General features: G+C 66.6%; 21 protein-coding genes. 11 read left to right on the top strand and 10 right to left on the bottom strand.

The features are described from left to right. The first annotated feature begins 70 nt into the window (after positions 1-70). Positions 71-760, top strand: a complete 690-nt coding sequence (locus BP05_RS06685) for a putative 2OG-Fe(II) oxygenase (RefSeq protein WP_496361744.1) — start codon at positions 71-73, stop codon at positions 758-760. Here BP05_RS06685 and BP05_RS06690 read toward each other — a convergent pair. Genes BP05_RS06690 through BP05_RS06710 form a run of 5 tightly spaced genes read right to left on the bottom strand, consistent with a single transcriptional unit; the run spans position 757 to position 6,354 of the window. Next, complete coding sequence (locus BP05_RS06690; protein ID WP_496361746.1) at positions 757-2,337, bottom strand: tetratricopeptide repeat-containing sulfotransferase family protein; 1,581 nt, start codon at positions 2,335-2,337, stop codon at positions 757-759. The genes BP05_RS06685 and BP05_RS06690 overlap by 4 nt on opposite strands. Then, positions 2,334-3,347, bottom strand: a complete 1,014-nt coding sequence (locus BP05_RS06695) for a hypothetical protein (protein WP_496361748.1) — start codon at positions 3,345-3,347, stop codon at positions 2,334-2,336. The genes BP05_RS06690 and BP05_RS06695 overlap by 4 nt, the downstream gene beginning before the upstream one ends. Further along, positions 3,347-3,928 carry a 2OG-Fe(II) oxygenase gene (locus BP05_RS06700; protein WP_496361750.1) on the bottom strand — a complete coding sequence of 194 codons (582 nt, stop codon included), beginning with the start codon at positions 3,926-3,928 and terminating at the stop codon, positions 3,347-3,349. The genes BP05_RS06695 and BP05_RS06700 overlap by 1 nt, the downstream gene beginning before the upstream one ends. An 8-nt stretch (positions 3,929-3,936) precedes the next feature. Next, positions 3,937-5,727: a phosphoenolpyruvate carboxykinase (GTP) gene (locus BP05_RS06705; protein ID WP_496361752.1), complete on the bottom strand. Its 1,791-nt coding sequence runs from the start codon at positions 5,725-5,727 to the stop codon at positions 3,937-3,939. A 12-nt stretch (positions 5,728-5,739) separates the two neighbouring features. After that, positions 5,740-6,354, bottom strand: a complete 615-nt coding sequence (locus BP05_RS06710; RefSeq protein WP_496361753.1) for a TetR/AcrR family transcriptional regulator — start codon at positions 6,352-6,354, stop codon at positions 5,740-5,742. A 238-nt stretch (positions 6,355-6,592) separates the two neighbouring features. On the opposite strand from BP05_RS06710, the gene BP05_RS06715 reads away from it, so the two are divergent. Together BP05_RS06715 and BP05_RS06720 are read left to right on the top strand one after the other, a co-directional pair. Beyond that, positions 6,593-9,061: an acyl-CoA dehydrogenase gene (locus tag BP05_RS06715; protein WP_496361755.1), complete on the top strand. Its 2,469-nt coding sequence runs from the start codon at positions 6,593-6,595 to the stop codon at positions 9,059-9,061. Positions 9,062-9,130: 69 nt separating this feature from the next. Then, positions 9,131-9,625 (top strand): hotdog fold domain-containing protein, encoded by a 495-nt coding sequence (locus BP05_RS06720; protein ID WP_496361757.1) that lies wholly within the window; start codon positions 9,131-9,133, stop codon positions 9,623-9,625. Here the strand turns inward: BP05_RS06720 and BP05_RS06725 are convergent. Together BP05_RS06725 and BP05_RS06730 are read right to left on the bottom strand one after the other, a co-directional pair. Continuing rightward, positions 9,593-9,943: a DUF1304 domain-containing protein gene (locus BP05_RS06725; protein WP_496361759.1), complete on the bottom strand. Its 351-nt coding sequence runs from the start codon at positions 9,941-9,943 to the stop codon at positions 9,593-9,595. The genes BP05_RS06720 and BP05_RS06725 overlap by 33 nt on opposite strands. A 53-nt stretch (positions 9,944-9,996) precedes the next feature. Then, a complete protein-coding gene (locus tag BP05_RS06730; protein WP_496361761.1) occupies positions 9,997-11,415 on the bottom strand; it encodes an NTP/NDP exchange transporter in 1,419 nt (472 codons plus the stop codon). 180 nt (positions 11,416-11,595) lie between these two features. Here BP05_RS06730 and BP05_RS06735 point away from each other — a divergent pair, with 180 nt between their 5' ends. Beyond that, positions 11,596-13,182: a GMC family oxidoreductase gene (locus tag BP05_RS06735; protein WP_496361763.1), complete on the top strand. Its 1,587-nt coding sequence runs from the start codon at positions 11,596-11,598 to the stop codon at positions 13,180-13,182. A 15-nt stretch (positions 13,183-13,197) separates the two neighbouring features. On the opposite strand, the gene BP05_RS06740 is transcribed toward BP05_RS06735, so the two are convergent. After that, the gene (locus tag BP05_RS06740) at positions 13,198-15,093 is read right to left on the bottom strand and encodes a M48 family metallopeptidase (RefSeq protein WP_496361765.1); all 1,896 of its coding nucleotides are present in this window, start codon (positions 15,091-15,093) and stop codon (positions 13,198-13,200) included. Positions 15,094-15,211: 118 nt separating this feature from the next. Then, positions 15,212-15,808 (bottom strand): LemA family protein, encoded by a 597-nt coding sequence (locus BP05_RS06745; protein WP_496361767.1) that lies wholly within the window; start codon positions 15,806-15,808, stop codon positions 15,212-15,214. A gap of 73 nt (positions 15,809-15,881) precedes the next feature. Between BP05_RS06745 and BP05_RS06750 the strand changes: the two genes are divergently transcribed. The 7 genes from BP05_RS06750 (at position 15,882) to BP05_RS06780 (ending at position 24,633) form a co-directional block, all read left to right on the top strand. Further along, positions 15,882-17,273, top strand: a complete 1,392-nt coding sequence (locus BP05_RS06750; protein WP_496362312.1) for a serine hydrolase domain-containing protein — start codon at positions 15,882-15,884, stop codon at positions 17,271-17,273. Between the two features lie 249 nt (positions 17,274-17,522). Beyond that, positions 17,523-19,982, top strand: a complete 2,460-nt coding sequence (gene lptD / locus BP05_RS06755; RefSeq protein WP_496361769.1) for an LPS-assembly protein LptD — start codon at positions 17,523-17,525, stop codon at positions 19,980-19,982. Further along, the gene (locus BP05_RS06760; protein ID WP_496361771.1) at positions 19,979-21,346 is read left to right on the top strand and encodes a peptidylprolyl isomerase; all 1,368 of its coding nucleotides are present in this window, start codon (positions 19,979-19,981) and stop codon (positions 21,344-21,346) included. The genes lptD and BP05_RS06760 overlap by 4 nt, the downstream gene beginning before the upstream one ends. A 3-nt stretch (positions 21,347-21,349) precedes the next feature. Then, the gene (gene pdxA, locus BP05_RS06765) at positions 21,350-22,330 is read left to right on the top strand and encodes a 4-hydroxythreonine-4-phosphate dehydrogenase PdxA (RefSeq protein WP_496361773.1); all 981 of its coding nucleotides are present in this window, start codon (positions 21,350-21,352) and stop codon (positions 22,328-22,330) included. Positions 22,331-22,363: 33 nt separating this feature from the next. After that, positions 22,364-23,170: a 16S rRNA (adenine(1518)-N(6)/adenine(1519)-N(6))-dimethyltransferase RsmA gene (rsmA, locus tag BP05_RS06770; RefSeq protein WP_496361775.1), complete on the top strand. Its 807-nt coding sequence runs from the start codon at positions 22,364-22,366 to the stop codon at positions 23,168-23,170. 199 nt (positions 23,171-23,369) lie between these two features. Next, the gene (apaG, locus tag BP05_RS06775) at positions 23,370-23,747 is read left to right on the top strand and encodes a Co2+/Mg2+ efflux facilitator ApaG/CorD (RefSeq protein ID WP_496361778.1); all 378 of its coding nucleotides are present in this window, start codon (positions 23,370-23,372) and stop codon (positions 23,745-23,747) included. Positions 23,748-23,760: 13 nt separating this feature from the next. Further along, the gene (locus BP05_RS06780) at positions 23,761-24,633 is read left to right on the top strand and encodes a symmetrical bis(5'-nucleosyl)-tetraphosphatase (RefSeq protein WP_496361780.1); all 873 of its coding nucleotides are present in this window, start codon (positions 23,761-23,763) and stop codon (positions 24,631-24,633) included. Between the two features lie 37 nt (positions 24,634-24,670). Here the strand turns inward: BP05_RS06780 and BP05_RS06785 are convergent, their stop codons facing one another. Beyond that, on the bottom strand, positions 24,671-25,177 hold the full coding sequence (locus BP05_RS06785; RefSeq protein ID WP_496361782.1) for a dihydrofolate reductase: 507 nt from the start codon (positions 25,175-25,177) through the stop codon (positions 24,671-24,673). Positions 25,178-25,185 lie beyond the last annotated feature (8 nt).

The raw sequence follows: 25,185 nt of genomic DNA on the forward strand, positions 1-25,185 counted from the left end.
GGGGCCGTAGTTTTTTGCGCGGTCGGAACAAACGGTAGACTTGCCTGCATCCGCACCGCGACCAGCCAACATGCCCTTCGAGATCAGCCCTGTTTTTGCCGTTCCACTCGTCCAGGACTGGCTGCCGAACGCGGAATCCTTGAACGCCCAGTTGAAGCAGCTCCTGCTGGCACGCGAGGGCGAGGGCGATCGCTACGCGAACCCCAGCCCCTCCCTGAAGCAGCAGGCAGGCGTGTTCGAGAGCGACTTCAACCTGTTCTCCTGGCCGGAGACGTGCGTGCAGCAACTCCGGCAGTTCTGCTGGGCCACGCTCGGGCGGGCCATACAGCAGCTCAATGGCTACAGCGCGGAGGAAATGCGGCTGCTGCAGATCTTTTCGCACACCTGGTTCCACGTAACCAGGAACGGCGGATTCACGATCCTGCACACCCACCCGATGGCTTCCTGGTCGGGGGTGTACTGCGTCGATCCGGGAACGACTCCGGAGGACCGTCCGGAGTCAGGCGTGCTGCGATTCCACAATCCGCACCACTACAGCAACTACTTTCTGGATTCGGGCAACCTGCGCCTGCGCGCGCCCTACCACCATGGAACCTGGAGCGTCCGGTTCCAGCCTGGTCAGCTGGTCCTGTTTCCCTCGTGGCTGCAACATGAGGTCCTGCCCTTCTTCGGGAACGACACCCGCATCACCATCGCTTTCAACTGCTGGTTCGGGATGAAGGACGCGGACCGCGCTGGTCAGGCGGCGCTCGGCGCTTAGATCAGCCCCAATTCGGACAGGCGTCCCAGCATCGGCTGCAGGTGCTCCTCATAGGGCTTCCATGCGGCGCCGCGATTGGTGAGGATGCCCTGCCGCACGTGCGCGCTGCTCGCGGTCGACACGGCGCCCGTCGAACGCTCCACCCGCAGCGCGTCCCCTTCATACGGAAGGCCGCAGAAGTCGAAAATCCGCCCGGCGGTGGCCGGGGTGTCGTTGACGAGATCGTCGTAACCGATGTCGAGCAGCCTCGTGGGCATGACCTCGCGCCAGTGCTGCATCAGGTCGCGGTACTGGCCGAAGTGGTTCGCGAGGGTGACTTGGTCGAACGAATACAGCGCCGCGTTGGAGAAGTATGTGCGCAGATTCGAGAAGCAGGTATCGATCGGATCACGCACCATGTGCAGTATCTTCGCGCTCGGAAGCGCCTTGGCGATGAAGCCGGCGTTGATCAGGTTCGGCGGCAGCTTCTCGGTCAGGTAGGGCTTGTTCTTCGCCCGCCAACGCGAACCCTCGACGAACCCTCGACCGATCGCGTCGAAGTCTGCACCCGGCAGGCGCCGGGCAGCGTCGATATCCAATGCGTGCTGGATCTTGTGGTCGCTCGCGATCTTGAGCTGGGCGGTGAACGCATAGGTTTCCCCGCCATCGGACACCATGCTATGGCCGCCCAGGATGCGTTCGAGCAGCGTCGTTCCCGATCGATGCATGCCGACGATGAATATCGACGTGTATTCATCCTCGCGCGGAGGCGATTGCACGAAATCCGCAGTGCAGATCGACTTGACCGCCGCGAACAGCTCCCGCCCCTTGGCATCGTCGTAGGGATCGATCTTTTGCTTGGCCTTGCAGCCGCGTTCCAGCATCGCCCACGACTCCTCGTACCGTCTCAGGTCGTGGAGCTCGTTGTGCAGCGCGAACGCCAGGTATGCCTCGGCTTCGGTGCCCGACGGAGTCTGCGCAATGAGTTTGCTCAGGCGTTCGACGTGGTTTTCCCCATCGGACCACTTGCGTAGCCTGGAAAGCACCCAGTGCGACTGGGCGAAGGTCGGCAGCAACCGGATGCTCGCCTCGAGCTCCTGCTCAGCCTCTTCCATCCTGCCCAGGAACATCAGCACGGTGCCGCGCAGGTAGCGCGGTTGCGCGCCGCGCGGATCCATGTTGACGGCCCGGGTCACCAGTTCCAGCGCCAGCTCCTGGTCGCCCACCGAACTCACGATGAGTGCCATCTCCGTCAGCATGCGGGGATCGGCCCGCTGTGCGAAGCCACTGCCCTTGACCAGGCGCAGGAGGAGTTCGGCTTCGTGGAACGTACGCAGCTTCCGGCCCAACTCCATCACCAACCCGGGATGGTTGTTGGCCAGCTTGAGCGCGGCCAGGAGGTTTTCGCGCGCGGCCCGGTACGAATCGAGACGCAGCAGCGCACCGGAGGACTTCAGCAACGCCGGCAGGTGCCTGGGATCCCGGGCCACGATGGCGGCAAACGCGTCTGCCGCTTCGCGCCACTGCTTGGCATTCGAGGCCGCCTCGCCGCGATTCCACAAGCGCCCGATTTCCTGCTCCAGCGGTGTTGCTTTCATGTCAGTGACCAGCTCGATGCTGCATTCAAGGCCTGCGGGTGGAGATGCGGCAGGACATGCGTCGCCGCCCAATCCTTGGCGCGCGCGATCACCGGAGCAAACGTACGCTCCAGGTAGCGCGAGTCTTCCGCGCGCTGGCCCGGGCTATAAGCCGCTTCGGTCGCCTTGGCGTTACGCCCACCCTCGCGCAGGCAGCTGGCGTGCAGTTCGGCGTCAGGTATGTCCAGCTGCAGCCATCGCGCGGCCGCCGCTGCAACACCGGGCAGGTCCGCGAGGAGGGTCGACATGTCGACGACGCGCATCCGGGCCGGACCTGCGGCCCCGATGATCTGCCTGAGCAGCTCACGCTGTGCCGCCCATTGTATGACCGCCGCACACAGCAGATCGGGCGGATCGAACGCGGCAGGCGGCAGGCGCACATGGAATCCGGATGCCTGCACCGCCCGTTCCGCCAGCAACGGAATCTTCGCCTGGGACTCGGCCGATTTCTTCAGGTTGGACACCAGGAAATCGTCCAGCGACGACGTCAGCACCAGTGCTGGGCTTGCGGGCGTCTGCGCCAACAGGTCCGCGGCGACGTTTAGCGCGGCGTGCGTCGGCTTGATGACAACCCGGCCGCCTTCATGCCAAGGGCGCGCCAGCAATGCGACCGCAGGCCCTATGACCCCCTCGATGGCTTGGCTGGCATGGCGGGCATCGCCCAACCGCCGCAGCACCAGCGGTTCGCGCAGGCAGGTGCTGTGGGGAGGAGCGTGCAGGATGCGCGCCAGCAGGGTCGATCCGCAAAATGACGTGTGCAGCAGCCAACTCACCCGCGGCGATACCGGGAGGTCGCTTGCGGCATCGGCTGGCCCCGCCAGGGCTTCCGCCAGCGGCGCCTCGATGCGCGTGTCGAGGAAGCTGGACGTTTCGAGCACACGCTCGTCCAGGCGCAGGAACGCGAACCGTCCTTCCCGTACGTGCAAGTCCACCGGGAACCAGTGGGCGTCATTCAGATCGACCGATTCCATCACTGGCCGGTTACGCGTTCGAACTTGATCGCGAAGGTATAGCGCGGCGCATAACAGATGCGATTGGGCGGTCGGCCCACGTGCTTGATGGCGCCGTCGAACACGACCAGGCGACCGGGCTTGGGCGTCACGGCGCAGGCCACCTCATCCCGTGCGTCGTAGAACATCGTTTCTCCGCCCCATTCGATGTCCCATCGCTCGCACAGGTACCACAGCGCGGTCAGGTCATGCTGGTCCGGAAGGCAATCGGTGTGGGTGAACAGCATGTCGCCGTAGCTGGCGACATTGGTATAGGCCCGGTATGGCTTGTAGCCGACGCCCTGGGAACAGAATGCCGCGACTGCCTGTCGCGTGACCTCGAAGATGGGCTGCCGGACCAGGGCGTCCAGCTTGATTTCGGTCGCCCAGTGCTTGTACTCGGCGGTTTCGGGCCTGGCGATCTCGGTACGGGTGAATGCCGCGCGCGACAGGCCCTGCACGTATTGGTCGACGTTCGGCAACAGACCATCGAACACCCGCAGCGGGCGGCCATCGATCAGCAGTTCGCGACTGGCCGCGATCGCGGCGGGGTTCGAGTTCATCGGTTGCCTTAGCCGGCGAGCAACTGGGCGATGCGCCGCTGCTCGTCGTGCAGCGTCTGCGGCATCCGCGGACCGTATTCCCGCAGGTACTCGCCGATGCTGTCGAACTCGGCGCGCCACCCGGCCTGGTCGAAACCGAACAGCTTGGCCTTGGCCTCGTCGCTGAGCGCAATGCCTTCCACGTTGATGTCGTCCGTGCTCGGAAGGTTTCCGATCGGAGTTTCCTGGGCTCCGGCCTCGCCCTTCACGCGCTTGATCATCCACTCGAGCACGCGCAGGTTGTCGCCGAATCCGGGCCACAGGAACTTGCCGTCGTCGCCCTTGCGGAACCAGTTGACGTGGAAGACCTTCGGCAGGTTGGCGTCAGGCGTGTCGAACGACAGCCAATGGTTGAAGTAATCGGCGAAGTTGTAGCCGCAGAACGGCTTCATCGCCATCGGATCGCGGCGCATCACGCCGACCGCGCCCGTGGCCGCGGCGGTGGTTTCCGAGCCCATTGCGGCACCGACGAGCACGCCGTGGGTCCAGTCGCGCGCTTCGAACACCAGCGGCACGAGCGATGCGCGGCGTCCGCCGAACACGATGGCGCTGATCGGCACGCCCTGCGCGTCCTCCGCCTTCGGTGAATACGATGGGCATTGCTTCGCGCTCACGGTGAAACGCGAGTTCGGATGCGCGGCCGGGCCCTTGCTGGAATCGTATTCATTTCCGCGCCAATCAATGGCGGGCTTGCCTTCGCCAAGGCCCTCCCACCACGGCTGGTTGTCCGCGGTCACCGCAACGTTGGTGAAGATGGTGTCGTGCGCAACTGTCTTGAGCGCATTCGGATTCGAGTTGATCGACGTACCCGGCGCGACGCCGAAGAAGCCGGCTTCCGGATTGATCGCGTACAGGCGGCCATCGGCGCCGGGACGCATCCAGCAGATGTCGTCGCCGATCGTCCACACCTTCCAGCCATCCTTGCGGTAGCCCTCCGGCGGGATGAGCATGGCGAGGTTGGTCTTGCCGCAGGCGGACGGGAACGCAGCGGCGACGTAGTGCGTCTCGCCCTGCGGGCTCTCGAGGCCGAGGATCAGCATATGCTCGGCGAGCCAGCCTTCCGACCGGGCCTGGTGCGATGCGATGCGCAGCGCGTGGCACTTCTTGCCGAGCAGGGCGTTGCCGCCGTAGCCCGAACCGAACGACTTGATCGTCAGCTCTTCGGGGAAATGCATGATGAAGCGGCGGTTCGGATCGAGTTCGCCGATGGAATGCAGGCCCTTCACGAACGAGCCCTCGCGCTCGATGCGGGCCAGCGCCGCCGCGCCCATGCGCGTCATGATGCGCATGTTGGCGACGACGTACGGCGAATCGGTGATCTCCACGCCGCAGCGCGACAGCGGCGAATCGATCGGGCCCATGCAGTACGGGATCACGTACATGGTGCGGCCCTTCATGCAGCCGGCGAAAAGCGCATCCATCTGCGTGTGGCCGTCGGCGGGCGACATCCAGTGGTTGTTGGGGCCGGCGTCGTCCTTGTCGGAAGTGCACACGTAGGTCAGGTGCTCGACGCGGGCGACGTCGTCCGGATGCGAACGGTGCAGCCAGCTACGCGGATGCGTCTGTTCGTTGAGGCGGATGAGCGTGCCTTCGGCCTCCATCCGCGCGACCAGCATGGCGTTTTCGGCGTCGCTGCCATCGCACCAGTGGATGGCATCGGGCTGCGTCAGCGAAGCGACTTGCGCGACCCACTCGTTGAGCGCGGCAAGTTTGCTTCGTCCGGCGTTTTCAGCCGGAGCCGTCTGCGACAGGTTGTTCATCGAAAGACCTTCTTACGGATTGGGAATCAGGGTTGCGGCCATGTGCTCGACATAGGCCTCGAATTCGTCGTGCTGCATCCGCGTCTGGTGCAGCTGCAGGTTGAGCTGCAGGAATCCGACATAGGCCGAATACAGCAGCTGGGCGCGATGGCGCGCATCGGTGCGCGACAGGCCCGCCTGGCGGAAGGAAGCGGTGAGGTAGTCGAGGCGGCGCTCGGACACGCGACCGATCACCGGCTGCACGGCCGGGTGGTCCATCGCCTTGATCAGTTCGGAATAGACCACGTGCGACTTGTACTCGTGCGCCACCAGGGTGAAGAGGGCGCGCAGGCGCGCGCGCGGATCGTTGATCGGCTCGAGTTCCCCGAACAGCAGTTCCTGCTCCATCTTTTCCCAGCGCTCCAGCGCGGCCACCAGCAGGGCCTCGCGCGATGGGAAATGCCAGTAGAAACTACCCTTGGTCACTCCCAGGCGCCGGGCCAGCGGTTCGACCGCCACTGCGGAGACCCCCTGCTCGGCAATCAGGTCGAGGGCGGCCGCGGCCCAATCGTCGGCGCTGAGGCGTCCGGTGCGCTCCTTGGCGGCGTCGGGCTTGGTCGGGTCAGGCTTGGCGGCGGCGGTCGTCATGGTGACAAGTTTAACCATACGGTGGCGACTGTGACAGTACGCACAGCTCTTTCAAACGGGCGTTGGATGCGGTTGACAGCGCCCCGGCAGCAGAACCATACTCGGCCGTATGTTAAGTGTTTCATGCCGCTGTTTGAAACGCCCGCAACCGGAAGCGGGCTTTCAGAATTCGGCTACGGGACGCTGGACAACCTGACCGCCAGCCCGTCAACGCCACGTCGCGTCGGAGCCACCTTCAATGAGCATTGCCCTTCCCTTTCTCGCCCTGCTGGTCGTCGGCGCCGTTGCCGCCTACCACCGACTGCGTCTGGTCGTCTGGGCCGCCGCCACGCTGACCGCGCTGATCGGCTGCCTGCTGCTGGATGCCAACATCACCGCCACCATCATCGCCACCGTGCTGGCTGCACTGGTCGCGGTGCCGCTGCTGGTGCCGCAGATCCGGCTGCCCTTCATCACCAGGCCGCTACTGGGCTTCTACACCAAGATCCTGCCGCCACTGTCGGAGACCGAACGCGTCGCCCTGGAGGCCGGCACGGTTGGCTGGGAAGGCCAGTTGTTCTCGGGCAAGCCCGACTGGGACGTGCTGTTCGACCAGCCCAAGCCGGACCTGCGTCCGGATGAGCAGGCGTTCCTCGACGGTCCGGTCGAAGAGGTCTGCCGCATGACCAACGACTGGCAGATCACCCATGTCAACGCCGACCTGACCCCGGAGATCTGGGAGTACATCAAGAAGAACCGGTTCTTCGGCATGATCGTGCCCAAGGAGTACGGCGGCCTGGGCTTCACCGCCCTGGGCAACCACAAGGTCATCCAGAAGCTGGCCACCGTGTCGACCGTGCTCAGCTCCACCGTCGGCGTACCCAATTCGCTGGGTCCCGCCGAACTGCTGATGCACTACGGCACCAAGGAACAGAAGGACTACTACCTGCCGCGCCTCGCCGACGGCCGGGAGGTGCCCTGCTTCGGCCTCACCGGCCCTTGGGCAGGCTCGGATGCGACGTCCATTCCCGATTTCGGCATCGTCACGATGGGCGACTGGAACGGCGCCCGCGTGGTCGGCGTGAAGCTGACCTTCGACAAGCGCTACATCACCCTCGCGCCGGTCGCGACGCTGATCGGCCTGGCGTTCCGCATGTACGACCCGGACGGACTGATCGGCGACAAGCGCGACATCGGCATCACCCTGGCGCTGGTGCCGCGCGAAACGCCCGGCATCGACATCGGCCGGCGCCACTTCCCGCTCAATTCGCCCTTCCAGAACGGTCCCATCCATGGCAAGGAAGTCTTCATCCCGCTCAGCCAGCTGATCGGTGGCGAAGCCTTCGCCGGCAAGGGCTGGCAGATGCTGGTCGAGTGCCTGTCGATCGGCCGCTCCATCACCCTGCCCTCCACCGCAAGCGGCGGCGCCAAGTTCGGCGCGGTCGTCACTGGGGCGTATGCGCGCATCCGCAAGCAGTTCGGCCTGTCGGTCGGCCGCTTCGAAGGCGTCGAGGAAGCGCTTGCGCGGATCGGCGGCAAGGCCTATGCGATCAGTGCACTGTCCGAAGCCGCGGCCGCGGCGGTCACGCGCGGCGAGCTGCCGGCGGTGCCGTCGACGATCGCCAAGTACCACTGCACCGAGATGGCCCGCGAAGTCGCCACCGACGTGATGGACATCCACGGCGGCAAGGGCATCATCCTCGGCCCGAAGAACTATGCCGGCCGCAACTGGCAGGCATTGCCGATCATGATCACGGTGGAAGGCGCGAACATCATGACGCGCTCGCTGATGATCTTCGGCCAGGGCGCGATCCTGTGCCATCCGTGGGTGCTGAAGGAAATGAAGGCCGCCGGCCTCGCCGATCCAGACGAGCGCCTGACCGAGTTCGACCGCAACCTCTTCGGCCACGTCGGCTTCGCCTTCTCCAACGCCGTGCGCAGCTGGTGGTATGGCTTCACCGGCGCGCGCGTCGGCAAGGCGCCGGGCGATGCGTACACGCGCCGCTACTACCGCAAGCTCAACCGCTACTCCGCGGCGCTCGCGCTGGCCGCGGACACCTCGATGCTGCTGCTCGGTGGCAAGCTCAAGTTCAAGGAATCGCTGTCGGGTCGCCTGGGCGACGTGCTGAGCCAGCTGTATATCGCCAGCGCGATGCTCAAGCGTTACGAGGACCAGGGCCGTCCGGTGGCGGACCAGCCCCTGCTGGCCTGGGCCATCCATGACTGCGTGAACAAGATCGAGACCGCCTTCTCCACCGCGTTGCGCAACTTCCCGGTGCGGCCGGTCGGCTACCTGCTGTGGGCACTGATCTTCCCGTGGGGCCGCCGCGCGCAGGCGCCGAGCGACCGCCTTGGCCACAAGATCGCATCGCTGCTGATGTCGCCGAACGAAGCGCGCGATCGCCTCGCCGCCGGCACCTTCCTCACGCCCTGCGCCAACAACCCGGCCGGCCGCATCAACAGCTACCTGCCCAAGGTGGTGCTGGCCGAGCCGGTGGAGCGCAAGTTCCTCAAGGCATTGAAGAACAGCGACATCGAAGCTCTCGACTTCATCTCGCAGCTCGACGAGGGCGTCCGCGAAGGCTGGATCACCGTGGACGAGCGCCGGCAGCTCGAGGAACTGCGCGAGATGACGATCGACGCGATCAGCGTCGACGATTTCGACACCGAGGAGCTGCGTTCGGCCGGCTATCGCCACGACATTTACGACAGCCGCGTCGCGGCCTGACCGTTCGCCATACCAACACGACGACACGACGGCGGGCACGGCCCGCCGTCTTCCTTTCCGGAGTCCTGCATGCCCGCCTCCGTATTGTCGATGTACCGCCGCCTGCGCCGCTGGCCCGCCGGAAGCTGGCTGTTTTCCCGTGCTGTCTGCCTCCGGGCTCCCTACTTCGCCACCATCGCTCCGCGTTTCGCCATGCTCGAGCCGGGCCGTTGCGAGGTCACCATGAGCGACCGTCGCGCCGTGCACAACCACATCGGCACCGTGCACGCGATCGCGCTGTGCAACCTCGCCGAACTGAGCGGGGGAGTAATGACGGAAGCGTCCCTCCCGGCCTCGATGCGCTGGATCCCCAAGGGCATGACCGTGGAGTACCTGAAGAAGGCGCGCGGGACCATGCGCGCCGTGGCGACGCCGGACATCCCCATCGTGGAATCCAGCAGCGGCTACGAATTGCCGGTGACCGTGTCGGTTCGCGACCCGCAGGGCGACGAGGTGTTCAAGGCGCGGATCCTGATGTGGCTCTCGGTGAAGTCAGGCGGCAAGGACGGCGACCAGCGCCAGTAACGCAGGGAATGACTGCACGAGAAATATCCGCTTGTTGACCGTCGCTGCACCGTAGAGCCCGGCGACGATCACGCACGCCAGGAAGAACACCTCGAATTCGCGCGAGGCCGTCGCAACGCCGTAGACCAGGCCGGCGGCGAGGAATCCGTTGTAGAGCCCCTGGTTCGCAGCCAGCACACGCGACTGCTCGGCCTTCTCCGCCGACTGCCGGAATACCTTCAGGCCCACGGGTCTGGTCCAAAGGAACATTTCCAGCACCAGGAAGTACAGGTGCAGCATGGCCACCAGCAGGACGAGGAGGGTCGCAAGCAGCTGCATCGTTGGTTTCCCTTCGGGATGATTGCCTAGATACGCGGCGGGCGAGGCTCGGCCTACGCCGCGCCAACCTGGTGTGCCGGCAGCGAGGTCTCGCGGCGCGCGGAATCCGCGAGGCGCCAACCAACCGCGGTGGCAATGGCGCCCCACGAGGCCGCCAGCAGCGAGAAGCCCGCGATGCCGACCCCGAAGCCGCGCAGCCCATCCATGATGGAAGCGACGCTGAGATCACCGAATCGCCAGACCGCGGTATCGACGGCGTTCTTGCCCTTGTAGCGCACGCTGCGGGGCACCATCGAAAACAGACTCTCGCGCGCAGGGCCGACCAGTCCGTAGGCCAACGCACGACTCACCACCAGCGCCAGCGCGACCCATGGCATCAACAGCAGGAAGCTGGCCATCGACCGGGCCAGGTCCACCAGGACGCCGCTCCCCTGCATCCCTGCAACCGATTGTGCGACCTGCGCGGCGTGCAGCCCGGTTACCGCCGCATGGGGATCCGCGGCGAAGAACACCAGCAGCAGGACCACCACGACGCCAAGGCCCCATGCGGCGATCAGCACGCCCGCGCCGCTGCGCGGCAGCAGCCAGCGGGTCACCGTGACCTGCAGGACCACCTGGAGAAGGTTGGTCGTCAGGTCCATGCCGCTGAAGAAACGCGTGCGGGCCACGGCGTCGGCAAAGTGGTCCTTGGCATAGTCGGCGACCAGCGCATAGTTGACCGTGCCGATGCCGTCCCCCAACAGCAGCAGCAGGGACATGCCACGGACGAACGGATTGGCGAACACCTGCTTCAGGCCGTCCCACATGCTGCCGCCGACCGCGGCTTCGTGCCCCACTTCGAACCTGCGCGCCCCGTGCATCCGAGCCCAGCGCCCCAGTGCCACCGCGCAGACCGTCGCAGCCGCCAGCAGCGCGGCTGACACCACCAGCAGCGGCGCCACGCCAATTCTCGCGACCAGGACCTGCGTCAACGCCGGCCCGAATACCGCGCCGGCGGTGCCGCCCAGCGCGATGATCGGGAACAGCCGCCGCGCCTGTGCTTCGTCCCAGATATCGGCCATGAAGCTCCAGAACACGGCCACCACGAACAGGTTGAAGACACTGACCCAGACAAAGAACACCACGCCCAGCGCGTACGGCGTGAGCATCCCCTCATAGGTGAAGAACGGTATGAAACCGAACAGGCAGGCGATGAAGAACACGTACACCACCGGCACGACGACGCGTCGCGGGTAGCGCGATGCCAGCGCCGAGAACACCGGGGTCAGGGCGAGGGTCGCGGCGAATACCGTGGCGTAGAACCAGGTCTGGTGGGTGGATCCACCGACCGCGGCGAACAACTGCTCGCGGACCGGGCGCAGGATGTAGTACGCGGCAAGCACGCAGAAGAAGTAGGTGAACGACAGCGCGGCGGCCCGCCATTCGCCGGAGTGGATGCGCCGGTTCGCGTCTGCGACGTGAAACGTCCCCATGCGGCCACTCCACCAGAAGTGGCGCCACGGTAGCCCATGCCCGGCGCGTGCGCTACAACGCCTTGCGGAGTGACGCGACCCGCAGTTCCCGCATGCGGACGCGCGGCCAGAGCAATTGCTCTAGCCGCCGGGCATAGCGTCGGCGCGTCATTGAGCGGTTGCGCAGCTGGGGACGGCACGTTGTACGACTACATCATCATCGGTGCCGGCTCCGCCGGTTGCGTGCTGGCGAACCGGCTGTCCGAAGACCCCGACTGCAAGGTCCTGCTCCTCGAGGCCGGCCCGCGTGACTGGCATCCCTTCATCCACATGCCTGCGGGGCTTGCCAAGCTGGTCGGCAAGAAGGGCGTGAACTGGGACTACAGCACCGCCCCCGAGCCGCACCTCAACAACCGTGTGTTGTGGTGGCCGCGCGGCAAGGTACTCGGCGGTTCCAGTTCGATCAACGCAATGTGCTACATCCGTGGCGTAGCCCGCGATTACGACGACTGGGCCGAGTTGGGTGCGACCGGCTGGAACTGGAACAGCGTCCTGCCCTACTTCAAGCGCAGCGAGCACAACGAGCGCGGTGGCGATGCGCTGCATGGCGAGAATGGGCCGCTCTACGTCTCCGACCTGCGCTACACCAATCCGCTCTCGCAGGCCTTCATCGACGCCGGCCGACAGGCGGGTTATGCGCTTAACCACGATTTCAATGGCGCGCAGCAGCAGGGATTCGGGTTCTACCAGGTGACGCAGAAGGATGGCGCCCGCTGCTCTGCGGCAGTGGCCTACCTGCAGCCCGTGCGCGAACGCCACAACCTCACCATCGTCACTGGAGCCAACGCCGGCCGCATCACCTTCGACGGAAAGCGCGCCAACGGCGTAACCTACTCCGTCGGCGGCAAGGCCTTCCACCAGGTGGCCGAGCGCGAGGTGCTGCTGTGCGGCGGCGCGATCAACTCGCCGCAGCTGTTGATGTTGTCCGGCATCGGCCCCGCCGCCCACCTGCGTAGGCATGGCATCGACGTGCTCGTCGACGCGTCGCAGGTCGGGGAGAACCTGCAGGACCATCTCGACATCTGCACGCTGCAGCACTCGACGCAGCGCGTTAGCTACGACCGCGTCAGCGACGCGAAGATCGCTTTCGACTACTACCTGCGCGGGCACAGCGGACCGGGCAGCAGCAACATCGCCGAAGCGGGGGCTTTCATACGTTCATCGCACGCGGCAGACGATCGCGCCGACGTCCAGTTCCACTTCGTGCCCGCGATGCTGGACGACCATGGCCGCCACCGCCTCGCCGGGGATGGGTACACCGCCCATGCCTGCTTCCTGCGACCGCGCAGCCGGGGCCGCATCCTGCTCGCGAGCGCGAGCGCCGGCGACAAGGCGCGCATCGAGGCCAACTACCTCAGCGATCCGGAAGGCTTCGACCTGAAGATGATGGTCGAGTGCGCCAAGCTGTCGCGCGAAGTCTTCGCGCAGAACGCGTTCGATCCCTACCGCGGCGCGCCGATCTTCCCGGCACGTAACGACTTGTCGGATGCGGAACTGGCGGAGTTCATCCGCGCGAAGGCGGAAACCGTGTACCACCCGGTCGGCACGTGCCGGATGGGCAGCGACGCGCAATCCGTCGTCGACCCGCAGCTCCGCGTGCGTGGCGTGGAAGGCCTGCGCGTGGTGGACGCCTCGGTAATGCCGACGCTCATCAGCGGCAATACCAACGCCCCCACGATGATGATCGCCGAGCGCGCCGCCGATCTGATTGCCGGCCGCGCCAACTGACCGCAAGACAACCCGTCAGCTGTGTGCCAGCATCGGCGGCAGCGGGCAATGCAGCGTGCCGCAGATCGCGCGGAGCAGTTCCGCCTCGGCGATGGCGATCCTGCCGTCGTGGCTGATCGTCGCCGCGATGGCCTCCACCAGCACTTCCTTTGCCAACGGGTCGAGCGCATCCAGCGGCGCCCACGCATCGTCCAGGGCGAGCAGGCCGTTCGAGCGCGGCAAGTAGGGCAAGGGCTGGTCGGGCACCACGCGCTGGATGCCGGTCAGATAAGCCTGGCGCGCGCCTTCGGCATCCGAATTGCCGTACTGCGCCACCACGGCGAGCAGCGTCGCGATCTCGCTGCGCACTTCACTGATCTTGCGCCGTCCGAAGCGCGCGTAACGCGCCGGATCCAGCGACTCGCGCACGTGCACCGTGAGCAGGCGCGCGAGGCAGTACTCGAACAGGGAGACGTTGCCATCCGCGTAGACCATGGCGTTTACCGTGTCGAGAAAGACGTCCAGCTCCGGTCTTGGACGCAGGCGCAGCGAGGGAAACGCCAGCGAGGCGAGCGGCAGGCGCAATGCCGGATGCAGCGGCCCCAGTACCTGCACATGCAGTCTGCGCGCCTCCAGCGCCACGGTCTTGCCCATGCGCGCGGCGACTTCGTCCTGCTGCCGGTCGGCGACGAGTTGCTGTCCATCCAGGAGCAAGCCCAGCACCAGCGGCACGACCGACTCGCGCTGCGCCGCCAGTGCCCGCAGGTCGTCGGGAATGTGCGCCGCGATCGCGTCGGCGCGCCGATAGTCGTCCACGCCCGGGTGCGCGACCTGTGCCGCCACCGCCGCGGGCGTCACCGCCTGTTGGGCCGCGATGGCGGGCAGCGGCGACGCGGCCAGCCCCAGGTGCGCATCTTCTTCCAGTCCGTCGGGCGGCGCCGCATGCCATTGCTGGCGCAGGCGTTCGAGTTGTTCGCCACTGAAGCCCGGGTCCAGCGCCTTGATGCGTTCAACCAGGGGCGGATGCGTCGCAAACCAGCTGCGCAATCCGACGCCGTCACCGAACAGCATGTGGCTGATCTCTTCCGCGTCGCCGCGATGGCTGAGTTTGCTGCCCTCGTCCACGCCGCCGATCTTCTTCAAGGCGCCGGCGAGCCCTGCCGTCTGGCGGGTGAACTGCACTGCGGAGGCGTCGGCCAAGCGTTCGCGCGAGCGGCTCACTCCGGCCTTGATGAGGCGGCCGAAGAACAGCCCGATGTAGCCGACGACCATTGCGATCAGCGCTGCAACGAGGATCGCACCGGCATTGCGGTCGCGCCCCCGCCCAAGTTCGAGCACCTTGCGCCCGATGATGGCGAGCATGAGGATGCCGAACAGCACGCCGATCAGGCGGATGTTGAGGCGCATGTCGCCGTTGAGGATGTGGCTGAACTCGTGGGCGATCACGCCCTGCAGCTCATCCCGGTTCAAACGCTCGAGCGCGCCGCGCGTGACCGCGACGACGGCGTCGGAGGGCGCATAGCCTGCGGCAAATGCGTTGATTGCCGCCTCGTGCTCCAGCACGTAGAGCCTGGGCATGGGCACACCGGAGGCGATCGCGATTTCCTCAACCACGTTGCGCAGGCGCCGCAAATGGAAATCGCTGCTCTGCTCGGGCACGGCGACGCCTCCCATCTGCAGCGCGACGGATTCACCGCCCCCGCGAAGCGTCGCCACGCGGTACAGGGATCCCAGGCCGATGATCCCCAGGGTGACCAGCGTGGTGAACACGAGCATCGCGCCGGTTTCGCCCGGCAACGCGTCCTTGCTGGCAAAAACCAGCCACACGGCGAAGTCCACGGCCAGGACGATGCCCGCCACCGCCAGCGCGAACAACACGACTAGCCGGGACGAATAGCGCCGCGCCGCGGCCTGGTGCTCGAAGAAGTTCATCTACGGAAGCCCGGAAGTCTGGCTGCAGGAGCGCGAGTGCGCGCCGCGTAGTCAACAGGCGCCGCCAGCGGGACAGTCGCCGCCATCCTGCACCGCCCGGCGTGCCTGGCGGACCCGACTAGAACTGCACCTTGGGCGCCGCACGCACCTGCGCCTGCTGGTCCGCCGGAATTTCCAGCAGCGCAGCCGGGGTGAAGTTGAACATCCCCGCGATGATGCTGGAGGGGAACACCTCTCGCCGGTTGTTGTAGGCCATCACGCTGTCGTTGAAGGCCTGGCGGGCGAAAGCCACCTTGTTCTCGGTGGAGGTCAGCTCTTCGGTGAGCTGCATCATGTTCTGGTTGGCCTTGAGATCGGGATAGGCCTCGGCCACTGCCAGGAGGCGCCCCAGGGCGCCATTGAGCTGGCCCTGCGTCGCCGTCAGTTGCTCCATCGCCGCCGGGTCGCCCGGACTGGCCTTGGCCGCCGACAGGCCGGCGATGGCCGCGCCGCGGGCGGCGATCACGGCCTCCAGGGTCTCGCGCTCGTGCGTGAGATAACCCTTGGCGGTCTCGACCAGGTTGGGGATCAGGTCGAAACGGCGCTGCAGTTGCACGTCGATCTGGGCGAAGGCGTTCTTGAACGCATTTCGGGCCGTGATCAGGCCGTTGTAGATGCCCATGGCCCAGAACGCCAACACGATCACCAAACCCAACAAAATCAGCAAGCTGAACATGCTTGTTTCCCCTTCCCTTGAATTTTGGCGCTATGATCGGGCGCGTTTAGAGCATACGCAGGCGCTGCTAGCGATGAAAGAACCATCCAGCCGCCGGTCCCGCAGGATGTGGCAAGCCGGATTGATTCTCTCCTGCCTGATGACGCAGGCAATTGGCTCGTCTGCCCAGACTCCGCTGCGCTGGGAAGGCAAGACGGGTGCGCAGGTGCCGGTGCCCCGCTCCGGCACCATCGATCGCGCCGCCCCGCGGAACGTACTGCCGCTGGGCTCGAACTTCGACGTTTCCCAGTTCGAGGCCATGGCCCAGCAACTTGTGGCGAGCCGCCGCATTCCTGGCCTGGCGATGGCGATCGTCCATGACGGACGAATTCTCAGCGCCCGTGGTTACGGCATTACCGATACCCGCGCGCCGCTTCCGGTCGACGGCCATACCGTGTTCCGCCTGGCTTCGCTGTCCAAGGCTTTCGCCGGCACGCTCACCGGCCTGATGGTCAACGACGGCACGCTGCGCTGGGATACCCGCCTTACCCAGTACGACCCGGGCTTCCGCCTGGCCGATCCGACCGCGGCGAGCAAGATCACCGTCGCCGACCTGCTGAGTCATCGCGTCGGCCTGCGCCACAACGCCTACGACCGCGACCTCGAAGCCAACGTCGACTACGCCACGCTGACGCAGAAGCTCGCCTTCGCTCCCATGGAGTGCGCGCCGGGCACCTGCTACGGCTACCAGAACATCGCCTTCAGCCTCATTGGTGACGTCATCCAGGGCGCATCCGGGCAACCGTACGCGCAGGCCGTGCAGAACCGCATCCTGCGCCCGCTCGGCATGAACGACGCGAGCGTTGGCCTGGACGGAATCCTCACGAGCCAGAACTGGGCGCGGCCGCACGTGCGGACCCGCGGCGGCTGGCTGTCGCTGACGCCCAAGCCGGCCTACTACCACGTGCTGCCCGCCGCGGGGGTCAATGCGAGCGCCAGCGACATGGCGCAATGGCTGCTGGCGCAGACGGGCCACCGCCCGGACGTTCTGTCGGCCCCGTTGCTGGCGACGCTGCACCAGCCTCTGGTCACGACTCCCACCGAGATGCGTGGCTCGTCGTGGCGACGCGAGCGCCTCAACGCCGCCAGCTATGCGCTGGGCTGGCGCGTCTACGACTACGCCGGCAACAACCTGGTCTTCCACGGCGGCGCCGTGCAGGGCTATCGCGGGGTCGTGGCACTGTTGCCCGATCGGGACCTGGGCATTGCCATCCTCTGGAACAGCGAGAGCTCGCTGCCCACCGGGCTGCTGCCCACCATGCTCGATCGTGCCGTCGGCCTGAGCGACCGCCCCTGGCTCGACGTCGAGTTCGACGAGCCGACGCTGTTCGCCGGCAATACCGACAAGCCGGCCGACGCCGCAGCAAGCCCGGCACGCAACGAGGCCGGCACGGCCAGTACCAAGACGACCGCCGCCCCTCGATAAGGGGATGCCTGCACTCCGACACCGAAGCGGCGGATCGCACCCGATCCGCCGCTTCCGTTTTTGCGCTTCGCTCGGGCTCCTCGTCCTGAGTTGGGCAGTGCGTGTCGCGCGGCATTGGTCACGCCGACCCGAGACGGACTGCAAGGCATTCGCGCGACGCAGCACGGGAGCCGCCACCAGGCCTCTGCATTGCCCCTATGCATGGGATGCGGCAAGCTAGCGGCCGTTTGTACAGACCCGGATGCCCGCGTGCGCCCCAGCCTTCGCCTGCTCCCGTTGTCGCTCTGCATCGCGCTGGCCCTGCCGGCCTACGCCAAGGACGACGACGACGAGAACTGGGGACTTTGCCCGGTCGTCGACGCCCTCCCCGGCTTCGATGTCCCCGCGCCCGCCGCGGACGCCGGCACCCCGGAGACCCGGGCCCAGCAACCGACCGACATCGAAGGCGACGAACTCCAGGACCTGGAGAATTCGAACACCCTGGTCCAGGGCAATGTCTCCCTGAACCGCGGCGACCAGTCGCTCCACACCGACAAGCTCACCTTCAACCGCGATACCGGCGATTACGTCGCCGAAGGCAGCGTCCGCTACCAGGACGCCGGGATGCGCGTGATCGCCGAACGCGCTTCCGGCAACCAGGACAAGGACACGCACCGGATCGAGGACCTCAAGTACCAGCTGACCCGCCGGCGCGGCAATGGCGGCGCGGACGCCATCGAGATGCACGGCGCCGAGGGCTCGCTGATCGGGTCGACCTACTCGACCTGCGACCCCGGACAGCGCGTGTGGGAACTGCGCGCGCGGCGCATCGATATCAACACCGACGAGGGCATGGGCGTCGCCCACAACGCGACCCTGCGCATCGGCAAGGTGCCGGTGCTGCACGTGCCGTGGCTGATGTTTCCGATCGACGACCGTCGGCGCACCGGCCTGCTGTATCCGTCGATCTCCGTGTCCGGTCGCAACGGTTTCGACTGGCGCCAGCCGATCTACCTGAACCTGGCGCCGAACTACGACGCCACGCTCGTTCCCCGCTACATGAGCAAGCGCGGCATTGCCCTGGGCGGCGAGTTCCGGTGGCTGTATCCGGAAGGCAGCGGCATCGTGTCCGGCAACTACATGCCGCACGACAACCTGCCGGGCGATGAGCCGGATCGCTACCTCAGGGACCTCGCCGGCAATCCAATTCCGGACGCGACGTTGCCGGAAGACAACCGCGGCATCTTCCAGCTCAACGCGATTCATCGCTTTGGGCACGGCTGGTTCGCGCGCGCCGATCTGGGCTGGGTCAGCGACACGCACTACTTCGAGGACTTCAACAACAGTCTCTACGGCCTGTCGGCGTCCTTCGTCACCAGCAGCGCCGGCATCTACGGTCGCGGTCGCTGGTGGGAAGCCGGGTTCATGGCCGACCACCACAAGCTCGCCGACTACACGCTCAACGAGCTCAGCCTGCCGTTTGATCGGCTGCCCCGGGCCTACGTGCATTGGGCGCAGCCGTTCGGCGACTGGTTCGAGGCCGGGCTGGATTCGGAGGCAGTACGGTTCCAGCACCAGGACATTGAGCAGTTCGGGCCCAATCTCGACATGCCGGGCGGAAGCCGTTTCGACTTCAAGCCCTACATCAGCCTGCCGCTGGAGGGCAGCAGCTGGTTCCTGAAGCCGAAGCTCGCGTGGCGCTACACGGCCTATCGTCTCGACGGAACCGAGCAGGAGCGCGCCGACGAGTACTTCGCCCGCCACAACCTGTTGGCAGCGCCCGGGCAGTTCCGGGAAGACAATCCGACCCGCAGCGTGCCCATCACCAGCGTCGATGCGGGACTGTTCTTCGATCGCGAGGCCGTGATACGGGGCGACCGCTACCTGCACACGCTGGAACCGCGCCTCTATTACCTGCGCGTCCCGTACGAGGACCAGAGCGGGATCCCGATCTTCGACACCTCGCCGCTCACCTTCAGCTGGGGACAGCTGTTCCGCGACAACCGCTTCGGCGGCGCGGATCGCCAGTCCGATGCCAACCAGCTCACCGCCGCGGTCACCACGCGCCTGATCGGCGAGGACGACGGGCGCGAGCGCCTGTCGATCAGCCTGGGCCAGATCAAGTATTTCGATGCTTCGCGCGTCGTCATGCCAGGTGAGGCGCTGGTCGAGCAGGGCAAGTCCGCCTGGGTCGCGGAAACCACGGTTGCGCCCAGCGACCGGTGGAACATCTCCGCTGCGTACCAGTGGGATCCCAAGTACCGCGGCACCAATCTGGCCAGCCTGCGTGCGCGCTACCTGATCGGCGACCAGGGCATCGTCAACATCGGCTACCGCTATCGCCGCAACGCGATCGATCGCACCGACCTGTTCAAGCAGGCCGACTTCTCGTTCCTGTACCCGGTCAACCCGAACTGGAGCGTGGTCGGTCGCTATTACTACTCGCTGCTCGACCACAAGCCGCTGGAACAACTGGCCGGCGTGCAGTGGGAGAGCTGCTGCCTGGCGGTGCGCGTGCTGGCTCGGCGCTACCTGCGCAACCGCACCGGCGAGCTGAACAACAGCTTGCAGGTGGAGTTCGAACTGAAGGGCCTGGGCTCCGCCGGGCAGGACACGAGGCGTATCCTGCGCCGTGCTATTCTCGGCTACGACCGCGACGACCTCTATCTCGTCCCGCCCTCGTCGGTGAATCGCACCGACCGCGACCTGGTTCCCGATCCGATTCCATGAAGAAATTCCTTGCGTGCATCCTCGCGGCCGCCGCGCTGTCCGGCGCTACGGCCTTCGCCCAGCAGCAAGCTGCCACCATGCAGCCCGTCGACCGGATCGCCGCGATCGTCGACGAAGACGTGATCCTGCGCAGCGAGCTTGATCGCGCTGTTGCAAACATCAGCCGGCAGTACGCCGGCCGCGAAAACCAGTTGCCGCCGCGCGAAGTCCTGGAGCGCCAGGTACTCGAGCGGCTGGTGCTGCTCAAGCTGCAGGTCGCGCGCGCCGAGCAGACCGGCGTGCGGGTCACCGACCAGGAAGTCGATTCGGCGATCGGCAATCTCGCCCAGCAGAACAAGCTGACGATGGACCAGTTGCGCCAGCAGACCACGGCCGAGGGCGGCAGCTTCCAGGATTTCCGCGACTCCGTCCGCGACGAACTGGTCGTGCAGCGACTGCGCCAACGTTTCGCCCAGAGTCGCGTTTCGGTGAGCGAAGCCGAGGTCGAGGCGGCGCTGGCAGCGCAGAAGACGTCCGGCACGCAATACCACCTCGCCCATATCCTGGTCGCGCTGCCCGACGGCGCCACCGCGGAACAGATCAAGACCGCGCGCGCCAAGATCGAAGGCGTGCAGGGCCTGCTCGATCGCGGCGAGATGGATTTCCAGGCCGCGGCCGTGCGCTACTCCGACAGTCCGAACGCGCTGGAGGGCGGAGACCTGGGCTGGCGTTCGATCGACGAAATCCCGGCCGCCTTCGCCACCTTGGTGAAGAACATGAAGCCCGGCGACGTCAGCGCCCCATTGCGTGGCGCCAGCGGCTTCCAGTTGCTGCGACTGGTGGAAGTGCGTGACGAGTCGCAGTCCGCCGGCGCCAACATGGTCACCCAGGTGCATGCCCGCCACATCCTTGTCCGGATCGGCGACACCACGACCGAGGCCACGGCGAAAGCGAAGATCGACACGATCGCCGCGCGCATCAAGGGTGGCGCCGACTTTGCCCAGGTCGCACGCGAAGAATCGCAGGACCTGAACTCACGCGCCAAGGGCGGCGACCTCGGCTGGTTCACGCCCGAGCAGTACGGTGTCGATTTTGGTGGCCAAGTCGCGGCACTGGGCGACGGACAGGTGTCCGCACCGTTCCGCACCGATGCCGGCTGGCACATCGTCCAGCGGATCGCTTCGCGCCAGACCGATGCGAGCGAGGACAACCGCCGCGCACGGATCAGCGACACCATCGGTCGCCGCAAGCTCGAGGACGAATGGAACCGCTTCCTCCAGGAACTGCGCGGCGAAGCCTACTTCGTCGACATGCGTAACGGCCTGCCCGCCGAACAAACCGCGCCGGCGCCTGAAACCAAGCCGTCCGCGCAGCCCAACGGCTGATAGATGAAACCGATCCGGCTCGCGCTGGTGCCGGGCGAACCGGCCGGCGTCGGGCCGGAGTTGTGCGTGCGGCTTGCCCAACAGCCGCGCGAGCACCAACTCACCGTGTTCGCGGATTCACGCAGCCTGCGCGCCGCGGCCGAAGCGCTGTCACTTCCCCTGACCCTGCTTGATCCCGGGCAAGTCGCCACCCGTGCGAGCGAACTCGTTGTGGTGGATGTCGCCAACGCAGCCGTCCCCAAGTTCGGCATCCCGGATCCGCGCAACGCAGGCGCCGTCATCGGTGCGCTGAAACAGGCAGCGGCTGGATGCCTGCGCGGCGAGTTCGACGGATTGGTCACCGGCCCCGTGCACAAGGCGGCCATCAACGACGGCGGCATCGCCTACAGCGGCACCACCGAACTCCTGGCCGAACAGGCCGGTTGCGACGTGGTCATGATGCTGGCCAACGATATCGTCCGTGTCGCACTGGTCACGACCCACCTGCCGCTGCGCGCCGTCGCCGACGCCGTGACGCCACGTGCGCTCGAGCGGACGCTGCGCATCACCCACGACGCACTGCATCGCGACTTCGGCATCGTCGACCCGGTCATCGCCGTGCTCGGTCTGAATCCGCACGCCGGCGAGGCCGGCCACCTCGGCAGCGAGGAAATCGAGGTCATCGAACCCGTGCTCGCCGCCCTGCGCAGCGAGGGCATGCAACTCGTCGGCCCGCTCCCGGCGGATACGGCCTTTCTGCCCGGCAAGCTGCGCGGCTTCGATGCGGTGGTCGCGATGTACCACGACCAGGGACTGCCGGTGCTGAAGTACAGCGGCTTCGAGCGGGCGGTGAACCTCACGCTGGGACTGCCCTACCCGCGCGTCGCCGTCGACCACGGCACCGCCCTGGACCTGGCCGGCCGGGGCATCGCCGACCCTTCAAGCCTGGCCGCGGCCACGGACACCTGCGCACGCATCGCGGCGCTGCGCCCGCACCGAAAGTAAGCGTGGCTGCCCGCGCGGGGCGATAATCCGCGCATGACCCGATCCGCTGCCTTCACCGAACCGGCCAAGAAACACCTCGGCCAGCACTTCCTGCACGAACGCGGGATCATCGCCAAGATCGTGCAGGCGGTGGATCCGCAGCCGGGCGATCGCCTGGTCGAGATCGGGCCGGGCCAGGGCGCGATCACCTTTCCGCTGCTCGACCGGCACGGCGAGCTCACCGTGATCGAATTCGACCGCGACCTGATCTTCCCGCTGACCGAAGCCGCGCGCGCGCACGGCACCCTCGAGGTCATCCATCGCGACGTGCTGACCGTCGACTTCACCGCGCTGGCGCACAACGGTGGCGAGAACGCACGGCTGCGCCTGGTGGGCAATCTGCCCTACAACCTGTCCTCGCCGATCCTGTTCCATGCGCTGGAGCACGCGGCGGCGATCCGGGACATGCATTTCATGCTGCAAAAGGAAGTCGTCGATCGGATGGCCGCCGAACCCGGCAGCAAGGTCTATGGCCGCCTCAGCGTGATGCTGCAGGCGTACTGCCATGTGACGCCGCTGTTCACCGTACCGCCCGGCGCGTTCCGTCCGCCGCCCAAGGTCGATTCCGCGGTAGTACGCATGGTCCCGCGCGATCCTTCGACGATCGGCGTCCGCGACCCGGCGAAGCTCGAAGCCGTGGTGCGCGATGCCTTCGGGCAGCGTCGAAAGACCCTGCGCAATGCGCTGTCGCAGCAGTGCGATGCCGCGGCAATCGAGGCCGCCGGCGTGCGTCCCGATGCACGCGCAGAACAGATCGACGTTGCGGGCTTCGTCCGCTTGGCGAATTCGCTTTCCGGGTGAGGCCGCGTCCGGCGCTAACGGTGCGGATGCGCGCTCGTGCGTCTTCGGCCGGGCGCTGGCGCACGCAGTGCCCGCACTGCATCCCAGCCACGATCTTCGGGCACCGGGCCAGCTTCACAGTCGCGGCGGCACCGGGGCAACTGCGCGCCGTCGTTGCTGCGGCGTTCCCGATCCGCGCATCGCGCACTACACTTCGGTAATGGAACGCCCTTACGCCATCGATATCGATGTCGCCACCCGCTACCTCGACGACCAGTCCGAGCCGGAGCAGGATCGCTACGTCTTCGCCTACACCATCCGCATCCGCAACACCGGCCGGGTGCCCGCACGCCTGCTGACGCGCCACTGGATCATCACCGACGCCAACGGCAAGACCGAGGAAGTCGAAGGCGATGGCGTCGTCGGCGAGCAGCCTTACCTGCGGCCGGGCGAGGATTTCGAATACACCTCCGGCGCGGTGCTGGAGACCGACCTGGGCACGATGCATGGCGGCTACCAGATGTTGGCCGACGACGGCACGCGCTTCGAGGCACCGATTCCCGCCTTTACCCTGACCATTCCGCGGACCCTGCACTGATGGCGGCCTTGACATGAGTGTTTGGGCGATCGGCGACCTCCAGGGCTGTTACGACGCGACGCAGCGGATGCTGGAAAAACTCGCGTTCGATCCTGCGCGCGACACCCTGTGGTTCTGCGGCGACCTGGTCAACCGCGGCGGCCAGTCGGTCGAGACGTTGCGCCTGGTGCACTCGCTGCGTGCCAACAGCATCGTCGTACTCGGCAACCACGACCTCTCGTTGCTCGCCATCAGCGAGCGGCGCGAGGAGGAGCAGCGCAAGGTCAATCCCGACCTGCAGGGCGTGCTGTTCGCGCCCGACCGCGACGAATTGATCGGCTGGTTGCGCATGCAGAAGCTGGTGCACGCGGACCGCTCGCTCGGCTGGATGATGGTGCACGCAGGCCTCGCGCCCAAGTGGACCACGACGATGGCCGAGCGGCATGCGCGCGAGGTCGAGGAGCGCCTGCACGGCGACCAGCCCGGCCGCCTGCTGAAGAACATGTACGGCGACAAGCCGGCATGGCATCCGAAGCTGGCCGGTGTCGACCGCCACCGCGCGATCATCAACGTGTTCACGCGCCTGCGTTATTGCACGCCACGCGGCCGCATCGGGTTCGAGGACAAGGGCGCACCGGGCACGCAACAGCCTGGCTTCTATCCCTGGTACGAGGTACCGGGACGTGTCGAGCGCGACCTCAAGATCGTCTGCGGGCACTGGTCGACCCTGGGTCTGTTCATCGGCCACGGCGTGCACGCGATCGATACTGGCGCGGTGTGGGGTGGCAAGCTCACCGCGCTGCAGTTGGACACCGACGAGCTGCGCGTCGTGCAGGTGCCAGGACGCGACGTGCCCGCAAACCCGCCCAAGCCGCGGCCGCCGTATCACCGGCCGCCGGCAAGATGACAACCGCTCGTGGCCACTGTCGGCCGCGAAACCAACTTCAGGCCGCGTTGCCGACCCTGCAGTAGTCGACGAACTCGAACGCGAACTCGTGCTTCGCGTCGGCCGGGTGCCGCTCGCGTGCCGTGACCTGCCAGTCCTCCGCCGCGAATGCCGGGAAGAATGCATCCGCACCGTCGACGACCAGGTCCACGTGGGTGAGATGCAGGTGGGTGGCCTCGGGCAGGCACAGTGCGTAGATCTCGCCGCCGCCGATCACGCACAGCTCGTCCGCCCTTGCTTCCTTCACCCGCTGCAGCGCTTCGTCGAGCGAAGCCACCGCCTGCATGCCCTCGAACGGAACCTGCCCGGAACGGGTGAGCACCAGGTTCTGCCGGCCCGGCAGCGCGCGCCCCAGCGACAGCGCCGTCTTGCGCCCCATCAGTACCGGCTTGCCCAGCGTCAGCGCCTTGAAGCGCTTGAGGTCGTCCGGCAGGCGCCATGGCAGCGCGTTGTCGCGGCCGATGCCGCGGTTGCGGTCGAGTGCCGCCAGCAAGGCAATGCGCATCGAAGGCC

Source organism: Lysobacter oryzae DSM 21044 (assembly GCF_059568595.1).

Excerpts from the sequence above, each read along its gene's own strand:
- BP05_RS06750 (WP_496362312.1), top strand. The coding sequence starts at position 15,882 with ATGAAAGAACCATCCAGCCGCCGGTCCCGCAGGATGTGGCAAGCCGGA.
- BP05_RS06740 (WP_496361765.1), bottom strand. The coding sequence starts at position 15,093 with ATGAACTTCTTCGAGCACCAGGCCGCGGCGCGGCGCTATTCGTCCCGG.
- rsmA (WP_496361775.1), top strand. The coding sequence starts at position 22,364 with ATGACCCGATCCGCTGCCTTCACCGAACCGGCCAAGAAACACCTCGGC.
- BP05_RS06695 (WP_496361748.1), bottom strand. The coding sequence starts at position 3,347 with ATGGAATCGGTCGATCTGAATGACGCCCACTGGTTCCCGGTGGACTTG.
- BP05_RS06745 (WP_496361767.1), bottom strand. The coding sequence starts at position 15,808 with ATGTTCAGCTTGCTGATTTTGTTGGGTTTGGTGATCGTGTTGGCGTTC.
- BP05_RS06725 (WP_496361759.1), bottom strand. The coding sequence starts at position 9,943 with ATGCAGCTGCTTGCGACCCTCCTCGTCCTGCTGGTGGCCATGCTGCAC.
- BP05_RS06685 (WP_496361744.1), top strand. The coding sequence starts at position 71 with ATGCCCTTCGAGATCAGCCCTGTTTTTGCCGTTCCACTCGTCCAGGAC.
- BP05_RS06760 (WP_496361771.1), top strand. The coding sequence starts at position 19,979 with ATGAAGAAATTCCTTGCGTGCATCCTCGCGGCCGCCGCGCTGTCCGGC.
- BP05_RS06705 (WP_496361752.1), bottom strand. The coding sequence starts at position 5,727 with ATGAACAACCTGTCGCAGACGGCTCCGGCTGAAAACGCCGGACGAAGC.
- pdxA (WP_496361773.1), top strand. The coding sequence starts at position 21,350 with ATGAAACCGATCCGGCTCGCGCTGGTGCCGGGCGAACCGGCCGGCGTC.
- apaG (WP_496361778.1), top strand. The coding sequence starts at position 23,370 with ATGGAACGCCCTTACGCCATCGATATCGATGTCGCCACCCGCTACCTC.
- BP05_RS06780 (WP_496361780.1), top strand. The coding sequence starts at position 23,761 with ATGAGTGTTTGGGCGATCGGCGACCTCCAGGGCTGTTACGACGCGACG.
- BP05_RS06720 (WP_496361757.1), top strand. The coding sequence starts at position 9,131 with ATGCCCGCCTCCGTATTGTCGATGTACCGCCGCCTGCGCCGCTGGCCC.
- BP05_RS06730 (WP_496361761.1), bottom strand. The coding sequence starts at position 11,415 with ATGGGGACGTTTCACGTCGCAGACGCGAACCGGCGCATCCACTCCGGC.
- BP05_RS06690 (WP_496361746.1), bottom strand. The coding sequence starts at position 2,337 with ATGAAAGCAACACCGCTGGAGCAGGAAATCGGGCGCTTGTGGAATCGC.
- BP05_RS06710 (WP_496361753.1), bottom strand. The coding sequence starts at position 6,354 with ATGACGACCGCCGCCGCCAAGCCTGACCCGACCAAGCCCGACGCCGCC.
- BP05_RS06700 (WP_496361750.1), bottom strand. The coding sequence starts at position 3,928 with ATGAACTCGAACCCCGCCGCGATCGCGGCCAGTCGCGAACTGCTGATC.
- BP05_RS06715 (WP_496361755.1), top strand. The coding sequence starts at position 6,593 with ATGAGCATTGCCCTTCCCTTTCTCGCCCTGCTGGTCGTCGGCGCCGTT.
- BP05_RS06785 (WP_496361782.1), bottom strand. The coding sequence starts at position 25,177 with ATGCGCATTGCCTTGCTGGCGGCACTCGACCGCAACCGCGGCATCGGC.